Annotated in this window: 17 protein-coding genes; 13 read left to right on the forward strand and 4 right to left on the reverse strand. The window is 59.5% G+C overall.

The window, feature by feature from the left end:
- Window positions 1-355: 355 nt before the first annotated feature.
- Window positions 356-5,665 (forward strand): AAA domain-containing protein, encoded by a 5,310-nt coding sequence (locus DAEP_RS0119300; RefSeq protein WP_027245830.1) that lies wholly within the window; start codon window positions 356-358, stop codon window positions 5,663-5,665.
- Window positions 5,666-6,214: 549 nt separating this feature from the next.
- On the opposite strand, the gene DAEP_RS0119310 is transcribed toward DAEP_RS0119300, so the two are convergent.
- Complete coding sequence (locus DAEP_RS0119310; protein ID WP_245595127.1) at window positions 6,215-7,123, reverse strand: LysR family transcriptional regulator; 909 nt, start codon at window positions 7,121-7,123, stop codon at window positions 6,215-6,217.
- A 96-nt stretch (window positions 7,124-7,219) separates the two neighbouring features.
- Between DAEP_RS0119310 and DAEP_RS0119315 the strand changes: the two genes are divergently transcribed.
- The 10 genes from DAEP_RS0119315 to DAEP_RS0119375 all read left to right on the forward strand — a co-directional run bounded on the left by DAEP_RS0119315 (window position 7,220) and on the right by DAEP_RS0119375 (window position 17,908).
- The gene (locus tag DAEP_RS0119315; RefSeq protein WP_027245832.1) at window positions 7,220-8,746 is read left to right on the forward strand and encodes a sulfatase family protein; all 1,527 of its coding nucleotides are present in this window, start codon (window positions 7,220-7,222) and stop codon (window positions 8,744-8,746) included.
- A 35-nt stretch (window positions 8,747-8,781) separates the two neighbouring features.
- Window positions 8,782-10,449 carry an ABC transporter substrate-binding protein gene (locus DAEP_RS0119320; RefSeq protein ID WP_027245833.1) on the forward strand — a complete coding sequence of 556 codons (1,668 nt, stop codon included), beginning with the start codon at window positions 8,782-8,784 and terminating at the stop codon, window positions 10,447-10,449.
- Between the two features lie 104 nt (window positions 10,450-10,553).
- Window positions 10,554-11,957, forward strand: a complete 1,404-nt coding sequence (locus tag DAEP_RS23035) for an amidase (protein ID WP_051337465.1) — start codon at window positions 10,554-10,556, stop codon at window positions 11,955-11,957.
- A 161-nt stretch (window positions 11,958-12,118) separates the two neighbouring features.
- Entirely contained in the window at window positions 12,119-12,808 is a 690-nt protein-coding gene (locus tag DAEP_RS0119330; RefSeq protein ID WP_027245834.1) for a hypothetical protein, read from the forward strand.
- 1,361 nt (window positions 12,809-14,169) lie between these two features.
- A complete protein-coding gene (locus DAEP_RS0119340; protein WP_027245835.1) occupies window positions 14,170-15,687 on the forward strand; it encodes a Fic family protein in 1,518 nt (505 codons plus the stop codon).
- 881 nt (window positions 15,688-16,568) lie between these two features.
- Window positions 16,569-16,724 (forward strand): hypothetical protein, encoded by a 156-nt coding sequence (locus tag DAEP_RS24085; protein WP_154665095.1) that lies wholly within the window; start codon window positions 16,569-16,571, stop codon window positions 16,722-16,724.
- 169 nt (window positions 16,725-16,893) lie between these two features.
- Window positions 16,894-17,121, forward strand: a complete 228-nt coding sequence (locus tag DAEP_RS0119360) for a hypothetical protein (RefSeq protein WP_027245838.1) — start codon at window positions 16,894-16,896, stop codon at window positions 17,119-17,121.
- Window positions 17,118-17,396: a hypothetical protein gene (locus DAEP_RS0119365; RefSeq protein WP_027245839.1), complete on the forward strand. Its 279-nt coding sequence runs from the start codon at window positions 17,118-17,120 to the stop codon at window positions 17,394-17,396. The genes DAEP_RS0119360 and DAEP_RS0119365 overlap by 4 nt, the downstream gene beginning before the upstream one ends.
- A 15-nt stretch (window positions 17,397-17,411) precedes the next feature.
- Window positions 17,412-17,630 carry a hypothetical protein gene (locus DAEP_RS0119370; RefSeq protein WP_027245840.1) on the forward strand — a complete coding sequence of 73 codons (219 nt, stop codon included), beginning with the start codon at window positions 17,412-17,414 and terminating at the stop codon, window positions 17,628-17,630.
- Window positions 17,630-17,908, forward strand: a complete 279-nt coding sequence (locus tag DAEP_RS0119375) for a hypothetical protein (RefSeq protein WP_027245841.1) — start codon at window positions 17,630-17,632, stop codon at window positions 17,906-17,908. The genes DAEP_RS0119370 and DAEP_RS0119375 overlap by 1 nt, the downstream gene beginning before the upstream one ends.
- Window positions 17,909-18,187: 279 nt before the next feature.
- On the opposite strand, the gene DAEP_RS0119380 is transcribed toward DAEP_RS0119375, so the two are convergent.
- Both DAEP_RS0119380 and DAEP_RS0119385 read right to left on the reverse strand, forming a co-directional pair.
- Window positions 18,188-18,598, reverse strand: a complete 411-nt coding sequence (locus DAEP_RS0119380; RefSeq protein WP_027245842.1) for a hypothetical protein — start codon at window positions 18,596-18,598, stop codon at window positions 18,188-18,190.
- Window positions 18,599-18,815: 217 nt separating this feature from the next.
- Window positions 18,816-19,385, reverse strand: a complete 570-nt coding sequence (locus DAEP_RS0119385) for a hypothetical protein (RefSeq protein WP_154665096.1) — start codon at window positions 19,383-19,385, stop codon at window positions 18,816-18,818.
- Between the two features lie 318 nt (window positions 19,386-19,703).
- Here DAEP_RS0119385 and DAEP_RS0119390 point away from each other — a divergent pair, with 318 nt between their 5' ends.
- Both DAEP_RS0119390 and DAEP_RS0119395 read left to right on the forward strand, forming a co-directional pair.
- Complete coding sequence (locus tag DAEP_RS0119390) at window positions 19,704-20,888, forward strand: hypothetical protein (protein WP_208855460.1); 1,185 nt, start codon at window positions 19,704-19,706, stop codon at window positions 20,886-20,888.
- A 122-nt stretch (window positions 20,889-21,010) separates the two neighbouring features.
- Complete coding sequence (locus DAEP_RS0119395; RefSeq protein ID WP_154665098.1) at window positions 21,011-21,571, forward strand: hypothetical protein; 561 nt, start codon at window positions 21,011-21,013, stop codon at window positions 21,569-21,571.
- A 235-nt stretch (window positions 21,572-21,806) separates the two neighbouring features.
- Here DAEP_RS0119395 and DAEP_RS23040 read toward each other — a convergent pair whose 3' ends face one another.
- Complete coding sequence (locus tag DAEP_RS23040) at window positions 21,807-23,681, reverse strand: DUF262 domain-containing protein (RefSeq protein WP_051337523.1); 1,875 nt, start codon at window positions 23,679-23,681, stop codon at window positions 21,807-21,809.
- Between the last annotated feature and the right edge of the window lie 201 nt (window positions 23,682-23,882).

Here is a 23,882-nt window from a genome sequence, read left to right on the forward strand (position 1 = left end):
AGCCTGTGTGTCAGCGCGGTGCGGAAGGTGCCATGGCGGTGAACGCTGTATCTCGGGCGACGGCTCCCTTTGCCGTCTTCGCTACTGACGAAGAGCGGATCAAGCAACTCAACCTCCTGCGAAAAACATAGTAGCATGATCTGGTGCCTCTGCGGCCAGAGCGCCGACGCAGAAGCTTCCTCCTTCAAATGTCAGAGCGACTGAAAGGATGGATTGTCTCTTTCGAGAAATCTGGTTCTGCTAAGATCTTCGCGCGAAAATTGAAAACCCCGTATATAGCGCCTGTCTCCGATTGACCCGGGGTCCGGTTTCGCCGAACAAAGGAGGTCAGTAAGTTAGGGGTTCTACGCCGATTATGCCTACCAATAGCTATATTGCCGACAATGACATTTCCCCTGAGGACCGCCGGAAGCTTTCCGGGCTTCTCGGCTTTGCCCAGGGCGTTTTGACCGCGCGATCCAAGGTGCAGATGGCGATGCAATCGGGCCTCGGGGTGTTTCACGAAGGTGATCTCGACGGCCTGCCGGGGCTCCACTTCGACTGCGAGGACGGCGCCTGGCTCCGAATCGATCGCCAAAGGGAAACAAGGCCGCCCGAACCGGATGAGCATGTCGCGCAATTTCTCACCTCGAAACCTGTCGATCCCGACAGACGGCCCCAGATCAAACCCGCTATTGCGGTCGAAGTGACGATTGAGGAAGCGTCCGACCTCGCCGAGGGTGGGCTGCTGAATCCCGACGACGTGCATACGATCGTCGAGGACGGGATCGAGGTCGAGAACCGCGTGCGTGTAGTTCTCCATGCCGAGAAACTGGTCGAGATGCGGCGCGACTACGAGCATTACGCGGGCGGTTCCTGGTCTGACTGGGCCCGGCAGGAACGCCCCGTCCGGCGCGCGATATCGGTCTACAACGATCTCTTCAAGATTCATTCTGCTATCCACACCTCCGAAGGCACGCCGCCTGAGCTGGTCTGGGGGATCGGGATCGGCCGCTGGGTGCGTGGCACAGAGCGGCTCGACATGCCGCTCATCGAGCAACTGGTGGATATCGAGGTCGAGGATGGCGGCGCCATCGCGATCCGTCCGCGCGATCTCGCGCCGCGCCTGTCGCTGAAACCCTATCTCGAACTCGACATCGACGGGTCCCCGAAGCTCCAGAGCGAGCTCCAGGACCGCCTTGTTCAGCTTCTCAAGGGCGATGCCGAGTTCTCCCCCTTCACCACACTCTGGGAGCCGCTCCTCGACACCGCAGCCAACAACCTTTCCAGCAGCGCAACCCATATAAGCCGCGACGATCTTGCAGCCGGCGAAAGCCTCGCTCCCGCCGGAGAGGATCTCAGGATCACCTCCAGCTGGGCCGTCTTCGGGCGGCCCCGGTCGACCGAAGCGCGCGTTCAGGACCTCAATGCGCTACGCGCCCGCGTCGATGACGAGGCCACGGAGGTGCCTGCCTCGATCAAGGGATATGCTGCGCCCCCGCCCGACAAGCCCTGGTCCGACGTCTCCGCCTTTGGGCTCGACAGCGCCGTTCTCGGCGGCGCCACGGCCAAAGGTTGGGAACCTTCCGCCTCAGGCGAGCCACGCCGAAGCCGAAGCCCGGACGGTGCTGCCTCACCAGGCACCGAGGCCGCGCCGCACGCCCCCTTTCCAGCCGGTCAAAAGGTTCACTTCTTCCCGCTTCCGTTCAACGAGGAGCAGGGCAAGATCTCTGACATGATCGACGACCCCGAGCTGCATGTCGTCGGAGTTTCCGGCCCGCCGGGCACCGGCAAGTCGCACTCGATCGCCAACATCATCAGCCACCAGATGGCCATGGGCAAGCGCGTGCTCGTCACCGCCCGGACACCCGAGGCCATCGCCGCCGTCCGCGAGAAGCTTCCTGAGGCGCTTCAGCCGCTCGTCATCGCCTCGGTTGGCACCGACCGTGAAAGCGCACAGCAACTCCAGGAGGCCGTGTCCGAGCTCTCCCGCGAAGTGGTAGATCTCGATACAGATCAGGCGCTGGCGCGCAAGGCCCACCTCGAGCGACAGATTGCTGAGTGCGACCGGACCGCAGCAAAGGCTGACGACGATCTCGCTGAGATCGCGCGCGCCAACCTCGCCCAGCAAACCTGGAACGGCGCGGCCCACACGCCGATGGAGCTCGTTGATATCTTGGGCGAGGGCGCCGAGGTGCATGACTGGTTCACCGACAGGCCCGCAAAGACGCCGCCGGCCCAGCTCGAGGATCTCCTCGATAGGCTCCGCACTGCAATGCCCGCGCTTGCTGCCGACATCGTATATGCCGGCGCCGGCCTCCCGGAGCCCGACGATTTGCCGACCACGGCCGAGATCATTGCAGCGCACGAGACGAAACGCGCTTGGAACGCGCGCGAAATCGTGGACTACAGCACAGCGCCCACCATGGCCTTCGACAGCACCGGCGCCGAGGCACAGGCTCGCGCGGTGCTCGCTGAACTCGAATCTCTGGGTGTCCTGATCGAAGCAGCCCCGAGCGCCGCGAGAGACCTCGCCATCCGCTCACTCGAGTCGGCCGGCCCGATCGACCGCAAAGCCATCGCGGCGACGCTCGGCTTCGTCGCGCAGAAGCGCGCACTCGAGGACATCTCCCGCGTCCGCTTTGACCGGGGCGCCTGCGGACAGGAGGATTTTCAGCAGGCCGCCGCGCGCGGCGCCTCCGGGCAGAAACCCGTGGGGTTCGGTCTCTTCAACGGCGCGCTCAAATCCGCGACCGGCTCGGTGCGCCTCGACGGCGCGGCGCCGGCCTCCAGTGAGGAATGGCAGGTCGTTCTCGAAGCTTGCCGCCTTGAGCGCGACGCGGCCACCATCGGCGACGCGCTCCGGCCCTTCGTCTCCGAGAACCTTATGCCGCCGGTTCCGGCGCGCCCCTGGGAAATCGCCCGATACCTGAAAGACAGGCAGGCTGAGATCGAGACTGCCCTCGAGATCGCCGACCGGCTGAAGCCCGCACTCGACGCGCTGGCGGCGCTCTTTCCCTACGGCCTTGATCTCGATGCGATGCGCGTGGATCTCGATTGCGGCCCCGCAATTTTCGCCATCCGCGGCAACCTTCCCGACGACAATGTCGCCCCAACAGCTCTCACCAGGCTGCGCGAGATCGCCGGTACGAGCACGCTCCCCGTGCTCGCAGAGCTCAGGAACCTCGCAGATGCGCTCGGGCAGGAGGAAACCGAACCCCGCGACATCGTCTCGGTGCGCGGGGAGATCACTCGCGAGCTCGGGCGTCTCGCCGAGGTCGCCAAGCGCCTCGACGCGCTTGGCCGAGATCTCAACTTCCTCGCCGAGGCCGGGGCGCCAGACTGGGTGGCACGGCTGCGCGAAACCCCCGAGAGCGCGCCCTATCTCATCCCCGCAACTTGGGCAGCATCCTGGAACTGGGCGGAAATGAAGGCCCGTGTCGACCGTATTGTCGCCCTCGGCAATGGAGACGATCACCGGCGCACGAAATCCGAGGCCATGGCGCGCCGCCGCAAGCTCTTTGAGGAGCTCATTCGCACCCGCACGCTCCTGGGCCTTAAGGGCCGCATGACCGGTTCCATCCGCAGCGCTATGGAGGCCTTCACCCAAGCCATCTCCAAGATCGGGACTGGCAAGGGAAAGCGCGCGCCGCGCTTTATCCGCGCCGCGCAGGAGGCCGCCAAGATGGCCTCCTCGGCCGCACCGGTCTGGATTATGCCGGAATACAAGATTCCGGAGCAGCTGCCCCCGGAGTTCGGCGATTTCGACCTCGTGATCCTCGATGAGGCCTCCCAGAGTGACATCACCGCGCTCGCCGCTCTGGCTCGCGGCAAGAAAATCCTGGTCGTGGGCGATGAGGAGCAGGTGAGCCCGTCAGTGGTCGGCATCGCGGACCAGAAAATCAACGCGCTGCGCGCCGAGTTCCTCGACGGGCTGCCGAACGCAAGCCTTATTGACCAGAACTCCTCGATCTTCGAGATCACCAAGCGGATGCATCCCGACAGCCATGTCATGCTGCGCGAGCATTTCCGCTGCGTGGCACCGATCATTCAGTTTTCGGGCCGCTACTACAACAACGCGCTGGTGCCTCTGCGCGTGCCGAAGGCATCCGAGCGCTTCGATCCCCCGCTCGCGGATGTCTACATTCCCGGCGCCACCCGACACGGGAAGACGAACGCCTCCGAAGCACGCTGGATCGTCGACGAGATCGCGCGGCTTATCGAGGACCCAGTCCACGCCGGGCGCGACATCGGGGTGATCTCCCTCATCGGCGGCGAACAGGCCGACAAGATCGGCCGGATGCTCGTCGAGGACGAGCGCATCGGCCCGGAGAAGATCGAGGAGCGGCGCATCATCTACGGCGATGCTCGCACAATGCAGGGCCAGGAACGCTCGATCGTCTTCCTCTCGATGGTCGCAACCCCGGGCCACGCCCATGCGCAGACCGCCAAGGCAGATCAGCAGCGCATCAACGTGGCCATGAGCCGGGCGCGCGACAGGCTCTACCTCGTCCGCTCGGTCTCGCTCGAGGACCTGCGCCCGACCGACATCAAGGCGCAGATCCTGCATCACTTTGCGGACCCGATGCCCGAGGGTCGCGGGGCGACCGGCAAGGAGGCATCCGACCTTCTCGAGCGCTGCGACAGCGGCTTCGAGCGTGAGGTGCTCCAGCGCCTCATGGAAGCCAATTACCGTGTCCGCCCCCAGGTTGCCGCGGGCGGATTTAGGATCGATCTCGTCGTTGAAGGGCTGGAGGATCGCCGTCTCGCCATCGAGCTCGACGGCGACCAATATCACGGCCCGGATGTCTGGGAGCGCGACATGGCCCGCCAGGCCGCTCTCGAGCGTGCGGGCTGGGTTTTCTGGCGTGTCTTCGGTAGCCAGTGGAAATCCAACAAGGAGTTCTGGTGGCGCAACCTGGAGGACGCGCTGAGTCGCCTCGGTATCGAACCGATCGGCGCCGCGGCGCTCGACGAGCGCTTCACCGAGACGATCCTTGTCGATCACTGGGGCACAAGCACGGCCGCTGACGCAGAGACACGTGCCGAAGATATCGAGGTTGAGGTGCCTCAGACGCAGCAAGACAGCGCTCACGGCCAGACTGTCAGCCCGGCAGCCGAACCGGCCGTCGCGCCGACCAGCGAAGCACTGCGCCCAGAGGCATGGGAGGACGAGGTGGCGGCCAAAGCGGAAAAGGCCGACGCGAACGCGGCACCCGTGTTCGGAGAAACCTCCCCGGCAGTGCAGGCCGAAGAGCCGACCACACCAGCCACCCGCGCGCCAGAGCGCCAAGGTGCCCGCCAGCGCACCCTTCCACTCGAAGACGACCTCTTCACGCTTATCGCCGAACGAGAGGCGGCTGCCCCGGAACCCATCAACGGCACCACGAATGGCACTGTGACCGCGACGGCGCTCGAGCCCAAGCCCTCAATGTGGGAAGCAGAGGACGGCGCCCACGGCGCGACCCCGATCCGGGTGGGCCATACCCTGCGCCTCGAGAAGCTCGGCAATGGGGGCGGTAAGCTCGAGATCACTCTCGTCGAAACCGGACACGACCCTGAACACGGCATGATCGGCACCCACACGCCGCTCGGCCAGGCGCTTCTCGATGCGGAAGTCGGGGACGAGGTCGAGTATCGCGCCGGTGCGTATATACAGGAGGTGCGCATCCTCGAGGTGAGCTGACGTGGCAGCCTGGGTCGGTCGCGCTGAGCGCCCGACGGCCGCGGCCTACGCCCGTTGTCGACCGCGCTCCTCCCTAAGTGGGAGAGCAGCACAATGCTTCGCAGGCGGGAGAGGGCGCGGCTCTGCTGGACCTCTGACGGAGTTCCGCAGCACTCTACTTTCTTTTTTGTTGCAGTGGCTCTCCTGGTCGCCCAGAATGCGGGCGAAAGTTGCGGGAAATGAGGGAAAATGACCTACATCACGCACACCCACCGTGAACGTTGGCAAGGGGTCTTGAAGCCGAAAAACTGGCAAGACGAGCCTGGCCCTAAAAACTGATGTGGCAAAATGGTCCAATCAAAGCGTCGAGGTTGTCGGCTTCTCGAACTGGCCATGGGCAACCTCGCCGCCGCCGACGGCTGCCCCTCTGCTTTCATCAGACCGCGAGGCGAAGTGGACCCGGACATCAACCTTGAACTCTGGTAGGGCCGGTGTCGATCCACTGCGGATTGCCTCCATTTCAGCAGCTTTTCCAGAATCAAGCGAAAACCGCAGCCGAAGTATCGGGCGTCATCGGGTCAGCTGATTTACCCATGAGACAATCTTGTCAATCTCAGCAATTAGGGAAGCTTGGAATTCCCGGTCGATCATCGAGGCCCTGGTGCCGAGCGGTTCGAACACTGCAAACCGATAGTATGGCAACTCACTAACAACAAGCGGCTGCCCGCTGTTATGCTGCTGCCAGTAGTGGGCTGTGAACGCATCCACTATGGGAAGGCCGCCGCAGTGCCGCGACAGGGTGAGCGCGGCCAGCGAGGTTTCCGCGGTCAACGGTGATTGAACATTTGCCCCTATGTTGCGCAGCGCCAGCTCGTCTGCAACTTGTCCCAGCAATCCGATCACCGGATAAGGGCGCAGGCTGCGCAGCGGCAGCGGCCCTTCCCCGTCTGACAGCGGGTGCCCCTTTGGAACAAAGCACATATGCGGAACGGTGTTTTCGTACAGAACCTGCATCCCTGATGGCATGTGCAGGACATTGGCGAATCCGGTCCTGAGCGTGCCGGAGCGGGCAAAATCCAGCACCCATTTCGAGGATTTCACCTGCCAGGAGACTTTGATCTGCTTCTCCTTGACTTGCATCCGTTCCAGTGCCCGAGGCACAATTTCCAGCGAGGCAGCAGTGATGGTGGCTATTGAGAGCGTGCCGCGCTCTTTGCGTGCGATCTGGGCTGCTGCCTCCTCAAGGTTTGTCAGCACCAGGTAGTTACGCTCCAGTTCCTCGAGAAAGGCCTCCGCCTCGGGTGTGGGCCTCACGCCTTTGCTCTGGCGCTGAAACAGCGGCACCCCGAATTGCCGCTCGAGATCACCAAGAATCCGGCTGACGCTGGGCTGGGACAGGTTCATCCGCCGTCCTGCCGCCGAGACGGAGCCGGTCTGCATAACTGCCCGGAAGATCTCCAATTGCTTCTGCGTGAACATGATATGCATTTTGCAAATATCATTGGCAAAAGATAGTATTTTTCCGGATTGCAGGGAAGCAATAGGCTCTTGGCAGCGCTATGCCGGAGATCTGAAATGCCACCCAATGTCATCCTGATCATGACTGACCAGCAGCGGGCGGACAGCCTTGGCTGCACCGGCAACCCGGTTGCGCGGACACCGCATATCGACGCGCTGGCGGCGCGCGGCGCGGTGTTCCGCAATCATTTCACCCCTCATCAAATCTGCTCGCCGAGCCGCTCCACCCTGTTTTCCGGCCTGTTCGCCCGGCATCACGGGCTGACCCGCAACGGTGTCGCCCTGCCCGAGGATCTGCCGCTGATCACTCACGATCTGAAGGATGCAGGTTACCGAACCCACGGAGCTGGGAAATTCCACTTCCAGCCGATCCTGGCCGGGCCGGAACATGCAATGCCGGATTCCAATGCGTTCTGGGAGCTGCCGCAAAGCGAAGGCTGGACCGGCCCATTCTATGGATTTGACAAGGTGGACATCCTGATCGGCGAGTCGGTGAGCGCCACTGAAGGCGGCCATTACGCCAATTGGCTCCGGGAAACTGCGCCGGACGCGGCGGCACTTTACCTGCCGGAAAATGCGCTGGAACCCGGGCCGGAGGATCTGGACGAAGTCTGGAAGTCCGCGATCCCGTCAGAGCTTCATTACAACAACTGGATCACCGACCGGGCCTGCGGCTTTCTGGAGGAGCAGGATGGGGAGCAGCCTTTCTTCCTGTTCGTCTCCTATCCCGACCCGCACCATCCGTTTTCGCCGCCCGCCCCTTGGTGCGATATGTACGACCCGCAGGAGGTTCCGGCCCCGGCGCTGACAGCGGATGAACTGGCGGCGATGCCGTCCTACATCCTGGACGGCGACCGGGAGGAAGCCGGCAAGAGCTATGTCGATTTCCTGCGCAATCCCGGGCCTCCGCGCGAGCAGGGTTTCATGCAGACCACACAGCGGTTTTCGGAGGCCTCGCTGCGACAGGCCATTGCCCACACCTATGGCATGGTTTCGATGATTGACAACTGCATCGGCCGCCTGCTGGCGCAACTGGAAGCGCAGGGCCTGGCGGAGGACACGCTGATCATCTTCACGTCGGACCACGGCGAGCTGCTGGGCGATCACGGGCTGATCCGCAAGGGGCCGAGCCCCTACCGTCCGCTGCTGCATGTGCCGCTGGTCATTGCCGGCCCCGGCGTGGCGCCCGGCACGCGCGAGGGTGTCACCAGTCACTTGGATCTGCGCGCAACGCTTCAGGCCTACCTCGGCTTGGAGAACCGCCGTCATGACGGGCAGTCCTTTCAGGCAATGCTGACGGCCGCAGATGCCTGCGGCCGCAGCCACCTGTACGCGGAATACCACCCACGCACCCGTATGGAGACCTATAACCAGACGCTTCTGACCGAGGAGTGGCGGGTCACAATCTATCCGGAAAACCCGGAATGGGGCGAGATGTTCCACCTCACTGAGGACCCGGGAGAACATGTGAACCTGTTCTTCCACCCGGATTACACCGCTCAAAAACAAGCCTTCATCGAGCAGATGGACCGTGAATTTCCGCCAGCCGCGCAGGCTGGCGGGCCATCGCTTGCAACCTATTGAAGATGCTCTGCCAAGACCACCACAGGGAGACCAGAATGACCTGCTATCAGACTAATGGCGCGATTCATCCCGCTGCCCGCATGCACGCTGACGAAGTCCGGCAAGGAAAGCTCAGCCGCCGCGAATTCCTGGCCCGTGCCACGGCCCTGGGCGTCAGCACCGCTGCCGCCTACGGCTTGCTTGGCGAGGCCGGCCCGGCTCAGGCCCAATCTGCCGCCACCCCCAATCAGGGCGGCACGCTGCGCATCCAGATGAATGTGCAAGGCCTCAAGGAGCCCCGGACCTATGACTGGTCGGAAATGGGCAACCTCACGCGCAGCACGCTGGAGTATCTCGTCGAGTACAACAACGACGGCAGCTTCCGGGGTATGCTGCTCGATAGCTGGGAAGTGAATGATACTGCCACCGAATACACCCTCAACGTCCGCAAGGGTGTGAAATGGCACAATGGTGATGATTTCACCGCCGAAGATGTTGTGCGCAACATGATAGGCTGGTGCGATAAGTCGGTCGATGGCAACTCGATGGCAGGCCGGATGGCGACGCTCGTTGACCCGGAAACGGGCAAGGCAATCGAGGGCGCTATCGAGGCGGCAGACGCTCACACCGTCCGGCTGAAGCTGCCGCGCCCGGATATCTCGATTGTTCCGGCAATGGCGGATTACCCTGCTGCCATCGTTCACAAATCCTACAATACGGCAGACGGGCATAAGATTATCGGAACAGGCCCATATCTCATCGAAGAGCTGGAAGTCGGCACCAAAGCCACGCTGGTTCGCAATCCGGAACAGAAGTGGTGGGGTACAGAAGTCTACGGCGGCCCGTATCTGGACCGGATTGAATTCATCGACTACGGAACCGACCCGTCATCCTGGCTGGCCGCGATTGAGTCGGACGAGATCGATGTGGTCTATGAATCGCTGGGTGATTACATTTCGCTGTTCGATGACATCGGGCTTGAGAAATCCGAAGTGGTTACTGCATCGACCATTGTCATCCGTCCCAATCAGCAGGCTGAAGTAAACGGCATCCGCCCCTATGAGGACGTGCGTGTACGCCGCGCCCTTGCGATGGCCGTGGACAACAAGGTGTGCTTGGAACTGGGCTACAATAACCAAGGCATTCCTGCGGAAAACCACCATGTTGCCCCGGTGCATCCGGAATACGCTGAGCTTCCTCCGCCGGTCCATGACCCGAAAGCCGCACTTGCACTGATGAAAGAAGCTGGCATGGAAGACTACGAGCACGAGCTTCTGTCCATCGACGATGACTGGCGCCGGAACACCACGGATGCCGTCGCGGCCCAGCTGCGTGATGCCGGGATCAAGGTGAAACGCTCGGTCCTGCCCGGATCGACGTTCTGGAACGACTGGGCCAAATACCCGTTCTCTTCGACGAACTGGAACCACCGGGCTCTGGCCGTCCAGATTCTGGCAGTCGCCTACCGCTCAGGCGAGCCCTGGAACGAATTCGGCTGGGCAAATGCCGAATTTGATGCGTTGCTCGACGAAGCGCTTGCCATTGCCGATGCTGACAAGCGGCGGATGGTGATGGCCAAGATCCAGAAGCTCATTCAAGACGAGGGGGTGACGATCCAACCATACTGGCGCTCGCTTTACCGCCATGTGCGCCCCGGCGTCCTTGGGGCGGAAATGCATCTCACCTACGACCTGCATCATTACAAGATGGGGTTTGCAGGCTGACACCGTATGCTTCCGCTGCGTGAATTTGGTCATGCAGCTGAAGGTTCACATGAGAAGGGAGTACTTGGCTGGTGCTCCCTTCCGGCAATGAGGAAAAGCTCCAGATGCAGGAATGGCTGTTCGCTTCCGCAGTCCAGATGGCCGCGGCATTGCAGCGCAAGACGATCTCTTCGCGCGAACTGGTGTCCTTGCATCTGGAGCACATTTCGGCGGCAAATCCGGCCATCAATGCAATTATCACCCTGGCCGCGGAACGTGCGCTCGAGGAAGCGCAGGTGACCGATGCGCAAATTGCCCAAGGTCGGAATTCGGGGCCGCTCATGGGGGTTCCGGTCACCATCAAGGACTCGTTTGATACGGAAGGCATTGTATCCACCTACGGAATGGCGGCGCGGGCCGATTTTGTACCCAATCGGGATGCTACCGTTGTCGCACGCCTGCGCAAGGCTGGTGCCATCGTTCTGGGCAAGACCAACACCTCCGAGCTGACTGTTCACCAGGCAGCGCACACTGACCCGCCACTGCATGGCCGTACCAACAATCCGCATGACCTCGCACGGTCGCCCAGTGGAAGCAGTGGCGGTGCCGCGGCGGCAGTGGCTGCTGGATGCGCCGCTTTGGACATCGGCAGTGACACGGGCGGCAGCATCCGCGATCCGGCCCATGTTTGCGGGGTTGTCGGGATCAAACCATCTGCCGGTCTCGTTCCGCGTACCGGCCATTGCGTTTCCTATGGGCTCGGCGCGCTTGATATGCTCACCCAGATTGGACCGATGGCGCGCTATGTCGAAGACGTTGCTCTGGCATTGCCCGTTGTCAGCGGTCCTGATGGAAATGATCCGGATGCCGCATCGGTTTACTTACGCAGTATAGAAGAAGTGGAACTGGCCGGCCTTCGGGTGGCCTATTACACCGACAGCGGAGTCCATCTTGTTTCGGATGATGCCACCAAGGCCGTAAAAATTGCCGCGGCTGCTTTGCAGGATGCCAAAGCTGTCCTTTGCCAGGATTTCCCTGCTTGCCTTTCTGACGCGTCCAAATTGTTTGACGCCCTGGTGTCAGCGGACGGAGGATTGTGGAAGCGTGAGCTTGCCAGGCGCGCCATCCGCGGTGGCACTGCCGGTTCACAGAATCTAATGCCGCAACTATCAGCGCCAGCGCCGGACAGCACAGTCACCGCATTCGGAAAGCGGATAGGAGCCTTCAAAGCCGGTCTGGCAGACTTCATGGAAAAATATGATGCCCTGCTCGGTCCGGTGTCGCCCCAGGCCGCGCGCCTGCATACAGATACGCCGCAAGGCTTTAGTTTCTGGAACGAGCTGAGTGCTCATAATCTTAGCGGCTTTCCCGCCGTGACAGTGCCCGCTGCGCGCACTTCAAAAGGGCTGCCTGTTGGCGTGCAGATCGTATCGGCGGTCGGGCGCGACCATGTTGCGTTGGCAGTGGCTAAAGCTATCCAAACCCGGCTGAACTGCACTTTCAAACCACAAATTGTTGATTTCCGCTGAGATCTGACCCAGACATAACCACCAGAACATATCTATCAGGCGGGTCAGTTCTCGATGAAAATCTCGGGTCAGATCTCAGCGGAAATCAACAGCCAGAGGTGTTTTCTGCTTTTTGCTGCTTTCCGGCATCTACCGCGCACCCTGCATAGAAGGTTCAAACGATGACCATGTCACTGCCCCAAAAGCCAGTCGATACAGCTCAGGCGATGCAGGCTACGGACAACGAGCGGGAGATCTGGTCGGACCGGTTGATAGCTGCTGAGACGGCTTACGGGTTCGAGCAGGGTTTCAAGCTTCTTTACTGCCCGTGGAAGACCCTTCAGGGCAGTGACCTGACTTTCCTCTCATTGAACCCCGGACGCCCTCCGGACGATGCAGAACTCCGGATTGTTTCCGATGAGCGGGGCAATTCCTACGAAGTGGAGCGCGCCATCACGCGATCGCCGCTCACAGAGCAGTTCCTGAGAATGTGCGGCTTCCTTAGGGTCGAGCCCTCGCGCGTCCTGACCGGGGTCGTAGCGCCTTTTCGGAGCACCGGCTGGGATGATATGTCACGAACGCAGAAGGCAGCGGCCTTGGAACTCGGCCGGGAGTTTTGGACAGAGGCGTTGGCCGCGCCGGGCCGCCGGGGACCGATCGTCGTCTGCTCGGATCAAACTGCACGCCTTGTTGTCGATGTCCTCGAGGCCCGACACGAGTTCAGCCTTCCCGCGGGCTGGGGGAACATCCGCCTTCATCGGTTCAGAGGCAGGGACGGGCAAAAGGTGGTGCACCTGCCGCATCTCTCGCGCTTCAGGCTGTTCGGGCGCGCGCCGTCCGAGACGGCTCTCGTGCAGGTCTTCGATCTCTAACCTTAGGAAGATACCGTAGGACGGCGCGGGATTCCCCGCAGACACGCGACTTTTACCGGCTGCCGTGCTTTGAGTCCCTTTGGCTGTTGGCTGTCTCTGGGTCTGGACCGGCGTGATCTGGCCAATGGGTGGTGCCTGTGGTTTCCCAATGGTCTGGATGCAGCTGTGCCCATCGGACTGACCTACGTTGTGGAGGCGGTATGAGTGTCCCAGGCTGTTGCGTCTGGAGTGCTTACCATTTTCTATTTGTAGGCAGAATATTGGCAAATAGTTTGGCTCATTGGGATCTCGCGATCCCGTTGCGATTTTTTTTCAACTTTCGGGCTTTGAGGGTTTGGGGTCGCAACGCGAAATCACCATATACCTTTCAGAGGGGCGCTGACCCGCGGACGCTGGTCGTTAGGAAGTGACACAGTCCGTGCAAGGTCTCCTCTGTTTTCCCCCTTGAGGGGTCAGGACTATCCCGGTTTCGGCCGGGCTCGGCCAGCGATTTTCCCCCTTGAGGGGTCAGGACTATCCCGGCTTCGGCCGGGTTCGGCCAGCGATTTTCCCCCTTGAGGGGTCAGGACTATCCCGGCTTCGGCCGGGTTCGGCCAGCGATTTTCCCCCTTGAGGGGTCAGGACTATCCCGGCTTCGGCCGGGCTCGGCCAGCGATTTTCCCCCTTGAGGGGTCAGGACTATCCCGGCTTCGGCCGGGCTCGGCCAGCGATTTTCCCCCTTGAGGGATCTGAACTGTACCGGTTTCGGCTGGGCTCGACCTGTGATCATCCTCTTGGCGGCTGAGACACGAAAGGCGGCCAAGTTGTGCGGCACATTCAGGCAGAAGGGCCATCAGCAACAGGCTGACGGCCCTTTTTTAGCACTGCATCCAGATCGCAGCTTATGCAGTTTGAGACATTCTCGATTGTCGGTTCAGAGCCAGAGACGGGTTAAAAGTGAAACGTCCGCCGCACTTATCGTGTTTCAGGGTGCTCGTCCGTACGCAGTCTGAGGAGGCTCTCGGGCGTGTCTTCGATTTCCAGTCTTAGAAAAGAGCCGGAACACGTCACGCAAGCCCCTTACCAGATGTGTTGTAGAAAATCCTTCGGTTGGCCACAGAGTGGCCAACCTTTTCCTAAATGAGCTGGCTTGACGAAATCTCACGATGGAAGTGTCAGGTGCAGTCCGTTCCGCAAAAATTTGCGAGCAACAGGCGGCACGCGTCTTTACGATTTCGCATCAACTTCGGAGATCAGCAGCAGGCCAAGTATAAACTTGAAACTGGACGGTGGTATATACTTGTTTTTGGGCGAATATATTTACTTGAAACTGGACGATGTGATATACTTGAATTTGGACATTATTGTGATGGAGACGTTTGTTGGCGATCAAGCATGAAATCCTGGCGGACGCCTTGCAGGACCTGCATGGACTTCAAGAACAAGGCAACCTTGTCGTTCGTAGCGGAGATATCCCCCCGGACCGCCTCAAGGCGCTGAGGTCGGCTGGATATATCCAGCCGATCATGAAGGGGTGGTATCATCTGTCCGATCCCGCGTCTCGCCCCGGTGACACAACGCCCTGGACGATGAGCTTCTGGTCTTTTGTTCAACGATATTGCGAAGATCGTTTCGGCGCGGACTGGGTTCTGAGTCCAGAGATCAGCCTCGGCCTGCATGCGGGCATCAACGTGCCGCCTGTGCAAGTTCTGATCCAGGCCATAAAAGGAGGCAACAACGCTATTGGACTACCAGCGGGCCGGTCTCTCTACGACCTGAAGGTCAGGACGTTACCGCCACCGGAGCGCAGGATGAAGCTTGAGAACGGCCTGCGCGTATACAACCCGGCAGCCACGCTGATTCAAATGGCGGAGAACTGCTTTCAGGCTCACCCCGAGGCTGTAGCTGCGCTCCTGGGGAGCTACCGCGATGTCACCCCGCTTCTCAGGATGGTGGTCGAGGGCTCGCATAAGCGCCCGGGCAGCCGATTGGTCGGTGCGTTCCGGCATCTGGGCATGACTGCCCAGGCCGACAGGATGGCGGACGGCATGCGGCGCGCGGGGATCGATCTACGGATCGAGAACCCCTTCACCGGGGAGGGCATCGCTATCGTTCCTGGATCGCCTCCGATCTCGAACATGTTGCGCGCCATCTGGCAGCGTGACCGGGTCAAGGTCTCAGTGATCCTCTCTGCACCCACCGGCGCGCAAGATGCGGCAGCCGTTCTGGAACACATGGATGATGTCTACACGCACGACGCATGGCATTCACTCTCGATCGAAGGTTACAGGGTCTCGAAAGGGCTGATCGAGAAAATCCGGAAGGGAGAGTGGGACCCGGACGCAAGCGACACCGACGCTTCCGATCGAGATGCCATGGCGGCGAAAGGGTATTGGAATGTCTTCCAGTCGGTCAGAGGGGTCGTAGAGGCATCTCTTGGAAGTGGAAGTCCTGTCGTCGTCGGCGCACATCTCGATAAGTGGTATCAGGATCTCTTTGCGCCATCGGTGGATGCGGGCATTCTGACGCCCGCCCAGCTGATCGGTTACCGCAACCATCCCATTTTCATTCGCACAGCCAATCATGTGCCGCCGGCTGCCGAAAAGCTCATGGATGCGATGGAGACATTTTTTGAACTCCTCGACGAGGAGGACCATCCGGGCGTGCGCGCTGTTCTGGGGCATTGGCTGTTGGGATACATCCATCCTTATCCAGATGGAAACGGACGCCTCGCTCGCTTCGTGATGAACGCAATTCTTGCAAGCTCGGGATATGGATGGGTGGTCATCAGACTGGAGGAGCGCAAGCGCTACATGCAAGCGCTCGATGCTGCGAGCTTCGGGGGCGACATTACTCCCTTTGCGCAGCTAATCGAAGAACATCTTCAACACATCCGGTAAGGGGCTTGGACGTCACGGTCGGCCCCGCAAACAGGCGGCTTACACTGACTGTCGTGCTTTGGGTCCGTCTCGCTGTTGAATGGCTCTGGGTTTGGGAAGGTATTGGTATTGCCTACGGGTGGTACTTGCGGTTTGGTTCAACAACCGCCGCCTGCTTGAACCCATTGGGAACATCCCGCCGGCAGAAGCTGAGGCCAATTTCTACACCGCTCTGGAAACTGAGGACATTGCCGCGTAACTAACTAAAATCAGCCTCCGGCAAACCCGGTGCGGTTCAATCTGATCAGGACGCAATGGCTTGAGCGGATGAACCTGGACCGCCGGGCTCTGATTGAGCAGGACCATATGGCCGAACTGAAGCGCGTGAACGTGTGACGTTTTCGCTTGCGATGCCTTGGCCTCTCGGGGCCTGGGCCGTCTCTTTCTTTTTGGCGATGCTCGAAAAACGTGCTGTACTGGCGGTTGATGAATGACCGGCCGACATATGATGAGCTCGCGGAGCTGGCGGTCTTCCGGGCCCGACCAGCCTGGCAGAGAGTCCTCATTCGGCTGGCTTGCCGCGTTACTTCGGGCGGGCTGCCTCGACGCGAGCGCGAAGCACGCTATGACGCCAGGTTCCGCGATGCGTTTAAGAGCTGCCGCGGGTCTGTGCCGCGGGACATTGAGCTCGGCTTATGACTGACCGCCTCCAGATAAGTCCGGATTTACTCGAAGTCCGGCCATATAGTCACCGCAACGGGCATGTCGTGGTCGAAGTCAGTTACGCTGGCGTCGTCATGGGCGACATATATGTGCCGGAACGGTCGACGCTCGAAGTGTATGACGAACTTGCGAGAGCGACTATAAAACGAGAATGGTCACAGCTGTCAGCGCACAGGCAAATGAGCATTCTCGACGCCGGGCGAGAGCAGGCCGCGCTACGCGAGCTGGAGGGGGTGACATACTTATCGATCAGCGACGAGAGCGGCAAAATGGATGACGAGCTCTACGACATGCTGAGCGAGGGCGGGAGTGAACCAACTCCGCAACAGTCATGACCGGTTGTTCGCATGGCTGTATCCGACCGCCGCAATTATTGGTTGAAGTTGAGAAGTTGGAGCCGGTTTCGGCGCTCAGGTGTTACTCTTCTGACTGTCATGGAATCGAAAAGAAGCCCCGCTCGGTTGGCCTGACCAGAGTTTTTCTCTGCGAAAACGAGGGTTTTTTATGAAACTCGAAATAGACCCCGAGCAAATCGAATTCATCGACTGCAACCGGCTCGGTGAGCTATGCCGTGTCACATATCGCGGGGTCGTCGTGCATGGGCTCTATCGAACTCCGGAAACTGGCGCGGGTCGGCTTACGCAGCTTGACTATCTCGCTCGCGTCATCGCGGAGAGAGTGGAGCAAATGAGCAACCATGAGCGCCTTGAGTTCGAAAGGCAGGTTCAATGAAACTCAATATCGACCCGGCGGAGGTGGAGCTGATTGGCAGGCCGTGCGACAAGACTGGGATGGTCCGGGCGCGGTATCGCGGTTATGAGTTCGAGGCGAAAGTTTTGGAGTTCTTCCGTCTTCATCGGTTCGAGCCTGGAGCCGCATCTGAGGTCATGTGCCTCTATCCGCATGGTAGGCCGCAAAAGGTAGCGGCAGAGACACTCACCAACCTCGTCGCCGCCATGTCCAACCACGAGCGGCTTGAGTTCCTATCCGCGACCAGGCAGCTCTGAAAGGCGGTGCATGAAATGACTGATCAACCAACCCCCGAGCAAATCGAGAATGACCTCGACGAGGTATTCGCCGCCGCGAAGCTGACCCGGCTACTGCGAGAGGCATACATGGCCGGCGTGGAAAGCACGAGCCAAGGATGGAGCAGCGAACTGCCCGGAAACATTGAGTGTCTTATAGAATTCGAGCGCGAGGCCGTAAAATACGCCACGAAGATCGTGGGAGGGCGGGGGTGATGAAACTCGATATCGAACCGGCGGAGGTGGGGTTCCACATCGAAGAGGACACTCTGACCCACATCTCGTATCGCGGCTGGGGCTTCAAAGTCGAGGGCTTTGACTATATGCAACACCGTGTGAGGCGTTACCGTGAGCTCTCGTCCAATTGCGCAGATTTCTCACGCGCGGATTTGCCAGGGGTCGCCGGAGCCGACCTGATCCGCGAGCGAGTGGCCGCAATGTCCAATCACCAGCGCATCAAGTTCATCGCGGCCGTGCAAAGAGCACAGCCCTGATGTGGACCTGTCGCGGGATTGTGCCGCTCCTTTGACCACGTATCGTGTGGCAAAGGAGTAGACTGATGGCATCACGACCGACCGAGGAGTTCCGCGCGGAAGCTGTTCGCATAGCGTTGACAAGCGGGCTGCCGCGTAAACAGATAACTTGCAGCAATGGTTATGACATTGATGCCGCCACAAATTCGATCAAGGGATCGAATTCATAGCCATCAGCGGCGCGGAGAGTGCCAATGTAGCGGCGGCGATGGTCGTTCTCGTTTTGAAGGCTGACTATCTCTAAAGCCTGATCTCAAGGGGCAATTGTGTTAGCAGCCCGCTTTCAGTGTAAACCAGGAGAACGCCTTTACCGGCATCGATCCGCCGGTCGATCATCTTTTTCCCGATCGAAATACAGAATGGCGCGCTGGTTCCGTCGTCAGCTATAATATCAAAATGACCTGCAATCATGAGTGACCTTTCAATTGATGCATGGCTCACCGTGCTGAATTCCTTCACGGCTTCATGTTGCATCTCGGGAAGCAGAAGACGCCATCCGCCAGCATTGCCGCTCAAGAAGCAGAAGCCCTTCTTGGCCAAAGCCGATGTCCAGAAGTTAGTCTGGGCGATCCGGTAGCCTTGGTTGAAAATCACCAACGCCCCACCGGCGCCCTGGGTTGAGTGAATGATGGTTGTTGCTTGTTTGGTCATGAGGTTCTCCTTGTTACCCTCAAGATCTCTGACCGTTTGTTCCCAGGCAGAAACGCCAGGAGAAAATTTTTTGTATCTGCATTCGATCGGGAGCATCCATGCGTCGGAGCCTGCTCAACCAGTTGAGACAAGCCGGGGTGAAAATGCAGAAGATCTCCTTGCGCGGCAGATGTCGGTTCTCGCTTTGGGCCTGCCCCGGGATTGTGCCGTCCCTTCTTCAAGCGATCTTCAGTCCAAGCTGTTTTGCCTTTTCCACGAGAAGGCCATGCAACATCATTGCCCTGTCGGCATCCGCAGAAAGAGAGGCCATGTACGTATGCCCTCCAGTGCTGGCGGCCGAACTAAAAATGACTGCAAGATCCGCCTCTTCTTGGCCGTGAGGCGAAAAGCGGATGTGCGCCAATGAGGTGCGGCGCGGCAGGAAGAGCTCGCAGACCACGCAACATGCTTCAGCGAAGTTGGCCCTGGAAGCCAAGGGCATGCCCGGGTCGAAAGGGCTGTGCCGTGCCGCCGCAAGGAAATCGTCGGCGGCTATGCCCAGGGTCTCCAATTCATCAGCAAAGGTTTCGAGCAGTTTCATTGAGAAATGGTTGGTCAGCATCGGCAAGTACCCTTTCAGATTTGTTTTCGAGGCCGGTGCGTTTGCAGTGATCCGGTCCCGCGTTTCCTCACGTTTGATATTGCTCCGATTGGCGCGCACCAAAATCACGCCGTGGCGGAAAAACCGATAGCTCTCGCGCCAGTCTAACCAGCACCTGCACGGCCGCCCACCGGCGGCAATTTCCATTGGATTCCCTTATTCTTAGATTCAGGAGCGCATAAAATTCATAAGTGACAGCGGGTTACCTCCAGGCGGGACGCAAAATCCCGGGGCAAAGCCGCAGAATCCCGGCGCAAAGACGCAAAACTCCGGAACGGGGACGCAAAATTCCGGAACAAGGCCGCAGTTTCCCGGCGCAAAAGCCCAATGAAATCCGCGCAGAATTCTTGAGATTGAGAACACCGCGTGCCGTCATCACACAGGGTGAGGCACGGGCCGGAACGCGCCGGCCAAAGCAGCTTTTCGAGTATTTTGGTTTCGCAGCAGTCGGCCAATATTCAGCTTATGAAGCTCTCAGATGTCCATGCCTGCCTGTCCGATGGCCGGCTCAACCCGTCCGGCTTGCCTGCCGGTACAGCATTGCCGTATCTAACGGCGTTTTCGATCCTGGCGAAAATCACAGGGGTACCGCTGATTGTCTTTGATAGTGCCGGACCGGTCTTCGCAGTTCGATACCCCAAAAACGCCCTGCCTGCGGAGGCGGCTGCGTATTTCAGGGGTGACGTTGCAGCTTACAACAGCTGGCGAAGCCTCATCCTCGACGCACAGATGCTGGCCGCCCGCGCGCCGGTCGACAGCGATTCCTGGGACGGGCTGCGGCGCGTAGCGCGCATCTGCCGCGGACGCGCCTTCGCCACCCGGCTGTATCATGTCAGCAGCCGGGTTCCGCAGTGCGTATTTCCCTGGGATATCGACAGGGAACTGGTGGTAAAGATCGATGCGGCGCTGGCTGGTCAGGGCCGGTCGAGTTTCCGGCAGGGGCTGGGCGCGTTGGATGCTCTCCACGGCGAGGCTCTTGCCCGGGAAGCGGGGTTACTCCCCCCGGCCAAGATCGGCCGGCTTCCGACGCTCACCGATCACGCGGCGCAATTCCAGTTGCCGCCAGCACTTGTGAAGTTTTGGCAGGCGGCCAGCAGCCCGGACCGGAATGCGCTCTCCTTTGTCTGGCGCATGGCCAGAATGGCGGGGATCTTCTCGGCAGCGGATGACCCGGCGCCCGAGGTTTTCTTTGCCGGCGGGCGCGGTGAAACTCTCGCCGGACTCGACCCGCAGGACTTTGGACTGCATCGTCCTTCCCAAAATACCTACGGCATTTACCTGCGCCGTTTGAGCTGCCGTTTCACGCAAATGGGGGGAGCCGGGCTGCCCGAAGGCGGCTCGCAGGCCGAACGGCGATGGGCCGAGCTGAAAGACCTTGCACGGCTTGATCCGGCATTGTCGCCTGCCCGCGTCTGGAGCCTCGCCGCTATCTCTAACCCAGCCATAAAAGACGGGCTTGCCCCGGCCGACCTTGAACCTCAATGGTTCGAAGCCCGGATCAAGGAACTGGCCGGGCCGAAGCGCAGAGCGTTCCTGTCGGCCTGCTACGCGCTCAACGAGCTGTGCGCGGCCCATTACGGCAAGCGTCACCTGCTCCCCCCGGCAGGCACCGGCGTGCAGCGGCAGCGCGGGCGTTTGCGCCGGAGCTGAGCGCGCCGGCGCTCAGACTGCCAATGGGGCGGTTAGACCATCACGGTGCGCCCTAAGACCGGCAAAACGGACCGTTTCAATCCAGCAGGCAAAGGACCCATCTCCTGTCAAAGGAGATGATGATGCCGAAAAGAAAGACAGACAGGCGTGCCTTCAAGCAGCGCAGGAAGGGATTTTTCAGCAAGACTGAACTTGCTGAATGGCTCGGTGTCAGCCGGAACTCCGTGGCGGCTATCGGGGAGCGCTTCGGCATCAGGGAAATCGAAAACCTTTTCCCCGAGGCTGATGTCTGGAGAAAGATCCTCGGGATCGATCCGCGGCACGAGGAGGACCGCGTCCTGTTGCGGCGCCCGCTCCAGGATAGCACATGGTTCGCAAGCCAGACCGGCATCCCGCCAAGCACGATCCGCGCGAAAATCCGGGAAGGCACTCTCGAATATCCTCACGGCGTGCAGCTGTCCGAGGAGAGCGAAGCCGGTGGCCCCCCGCGCTCGCGGCGCTGGGTAGCATGCGTCATCGAGGCGCTTGCCGACGGCAAAACGGCGCCCGCGTTCAGCCCTGCGGTATCCGTAAATGCGCCCTCGGCGCCGGTGCAAGACGGGGGCGGCGAAGCAGCTCAGGCTTCCAGATTAAACGTTTTTGCCCAAATCGTGCACGGCAACGCTGAGGGCGCTGCGCAATGACCGGATTAACGACTGTCCGTTCGCTTTCGGCACCGGAAAACGAACGGCCACTTATTACCGGATGCGCAATAACGGCCAATCTTCCCAATAACGATAACGAATAGGGAGTGAAGACCGGAGAGCTTCTGTCGGTCGTTTTGACCCATTTCGGGAGCGTCGAAGCTTTCCGGCATGAGTTACCCTCTCCTGGCGACCCGCACTTGCGTTACTGAAAGGGTGAGGCGTGGCAACATTTTCAAGAGCAACGGGTCACTTGAGTTCCGGCGCACTGTCTGTGGAATCTGGAACCTGCCCCCAGTAACCGGTCAGGGGACCAGATCAAGGCCGCCAGCTTGGAGTAGAGTTTGGATCGTTTCTTCATTTCGTTTTCGCCGAACGCTTCGTGGGGCTTGAATTTCAACCCATGCTTGGAAATGGTCTGATGAAATCCAGGGTTGTTTTGATAAAATACTTCATGCAGAGACTGGGTGAGTGCATTTGCCTTGAGGTAATGCGGCAGCTTCTCCTCATAGGTCATGTCGCTTAGGCTGGCGTTGATCTTCTTGGGTAAGAGCAAAAGGCCGCCAATTTGATTTCGCGTACGGTCAAAATCTCCCTGCTGGTCAAACACATCCGAGAAACGGTCGTAATGGTTGGCCCAGATGTGCTCGACCTCGTAAGCATTCTTCCCTGAACGGACGATGTAATCTTCGTATTTCCCTGGTTCGCCGGATTGCTGTTCCAGCCAATCGGTGAAGCGAGCAAGCTGCCGGTGGATGGCCTTGGAGGTGAACTGGTTAAGGTGGACCGGTTGGGAGAAATCGATTTCTGCCATCTCTTTTTGCAACTGATCGTGTAGAATGGAGCGCACTTCGGTCAGTGACTTGCCCCGGATGCTGCGGATCACAAGAAAAACGGCGTAGGACATTGTGGAGTAACTATTGGATTTGTAGTTCCAGAACCTCAGGTTCAGCCAACTATCGAGGAAATCAGCCACGACGCGAATCTTGGTGATTGCCGTCTCCAGGTCATCCCCTGGTCCAACGGAGGCTAATGTCACGTGGTGTTGAAGTGTGAACCCGGCGTCGGCGTTGTAGCGGACACTTTCCAAGCCGTAGGTCCGAGTTTCGGCTGCTTTGAGTAACCGCAGGTAGAGGTCGGCATAGAATCGAAAGTCTCGCACCACGAACTGGTAGAAATCTTCGCCATCTTTGAGGCCAAGTGCAGATGCATGATTTCGAACCCAGCGGTGGTATTCTGTGCCGATGAGGTCGAAGTCCTCGGGCTTGGCATCTTTCTTTCGCTCCCTGATCTTCTGAGCGTATTGAGAACGAAGCCAAGCTTTGAAGAAATCCGCGTCGGTTTCCTTGCCATAAGCGGCGAATTTGCTGAGATATTTCTTGATCCGTTTGTCCGCTTCGAACCGTTTCTCGGCATTGTCGATGTTGGCAAGAAGATAGCCCTTGAGCATGTCTGTCGGTGTCAATGACAGGCCCCGGTCGTTCATAGTCTCAAAGATGGTGTAGGCGTCCTCATCGGCATAGGCGATTATCTCAATGAGTTTCACCTTCCGCATCAGCCAGTAGATGAACAGCGGCAAAGCTTTGCCCTGGAGTTCTTCGGGGAAAAGCTCTCCAAGGTCTTGGTATCGCGCCGTCAAATTCCGGACAGATTCCGATGTGCCATCTGTATTAAATGGCGTGTTATTAAACAGGGCTTCCATACAGTCATTGCGTTCAGGAACGTTCAGTTTGAATTTTTTCTCACCGAAATCGTCAGCGTAAATCAATGATTGGATCGAGACCTGCTGATCTCGATTTCTTTGAAGGTTGTTGAGGTAGATGAGCAGGATTGATAGGGAAGTCATCCGCTGTTGTCCGTCGACAATGTGCCGAACATCGTCATTTTGGCTGACGACAATGGAGCCCAGGAAATAGTGACCATAGTGGGCTACTTCCTTGGCGGCATCCCCAGGTTGATAACTATCGAGGAAACGCCCGGTTAGGTCATCAACAAGCTCTTGTAGTTGTTTTCGCCCCCATTTGTATTCGCGCTGATAGTAATCGATGCCATAGCTGCCACCGGACAGCAATTCTTGGATCGAGCGGTCATATCCTTTGATTTCTTGCACTAACTCATCCCTCCAGAGAGCTCCCCGCTTCAATCGCAGGGTTATGATTGTCAAATTTCGGTGGCAGGATACCGTTCACTTGCCCGAAAAAGTGAATAATCAGTGTGTTGTCTCGTCGCCAGGAGTATGTCTCCGACATTCAAAAGTTTCTTCCTTTGAACTTTCTGGCCAACTTCGGTAAAGATGCAACCCTTGCTGGAA

Source organism: Leisingera daeponensis DSM 23529, from assembly GCF_000473145.1.
Classification (GTDB): Bacteria; Pseudomonadota; Alphaproteobacteria; order Rhodobacterales; family Rhodobacteraceae; genus Leisingera; species Leisingera daeponensis.

Coding starts and splice junctions, on each gene's coding strand:
- DAEP_RS0119300 (WP_027245830.1), top strand. CDS start 356: ATGCCTACCAATAGCTATATTGCCGACAATGACATTTCCCCTGAGGAC.
- DAEP_RS0119310 (WP_245595127.1), bottom strand. CDS start 7,123: ATGTTCACGCAGAAGCAATTGGAGATCTTCCGGGCAGTTATGCAGACC.
- DAEP_RS0119315 (WP_027245832.1), top strand. CDS start 7,220: ATGCCACCCAATGTCATCCTGATCATGACTGACCAGCAGCGGGCGGAC.
- DAEP_RS0119320 (WP_027245833.1), top strand. CDS start 8,782: ATGACCTGCTATCAGACTAATGGCGCGATTCATCCCGCTGCCCGCATG.
- DAEP_RS23035 (WP_051337465.1), top strand. CDS start 10,554: ATGCAGGAATGGCTGTTCGCTTCCGCAGTCCAGATGGCCGCGGCATTG.
- DAEP_RS0119330 (WP_027245834.1), top strand. CDS start 12,119: ATGACCATGTCACTGCCCCAAAAGCCAGTCGATACAGCTCAGGCGATG.
- DAEP_RS24085 (WP_154665095.1), top strand. CDS start 16,569: ATGAGCATTCTCGACGCCGGGCGAGAGCAGGCCGCGCTACGCGAGCTG.
- DAEP_RS0119360 (WP_027245838.1), top strand. CDS start 16,894: ATGAAACTCGAAATAGACCCCGAGCAAATCGAATTCATCGACTGCAAC.
- DAEP_RS0119365 (WP_027245839.1), top strand. CDS start 17,118: ATGAAACTCAATATCGACCCGGCGGAGGTGGAGCTGATTGGCAGGCCG.
- DAEP_RS0119370 (WP_027245840.1), top strand. CDS start 17,412: ATGACTGATCAACCAACCCCCGAGCAAATCGAGAATGACCTCGACGAG.
- DAEP_RS0119375 (WP_027245841.1), top strand. CDS start 17,630: ATGAAACTCGATATCGAACCGGCGGAGGTGGGGTTCCACATCGAAGAG.
- DAEP_RS0119380 (WP_027245842.1), bottom strand. CDS start 18,598: ATGACCAAACAAGCAACAACCATCATTCACTCAACCCAGGGCGCCGGT.
- DAEP_RS0119385 (WP_154665096.1), bottom strand. CDS start 19,385: ATGGAAATTGCCGCCGGTGGGCGGCCGTGCAGGTGCTGGTTAGACTGG.
- DAEP_RS0119390 (WP_208855460.1), top strand. CDS start 19,704: ATGAAGCTCTCAGATGTCCATGCCTGCCTGTCCGATGGCCGGCTCAAC.
- DAEP_RS0119395 (WP_154665098.1), top strand. CDS start 21,011: ATGCCGAAAAGAAAGACAGACAGGCGTGCCTTCAAGCAGCGCAGGAAG.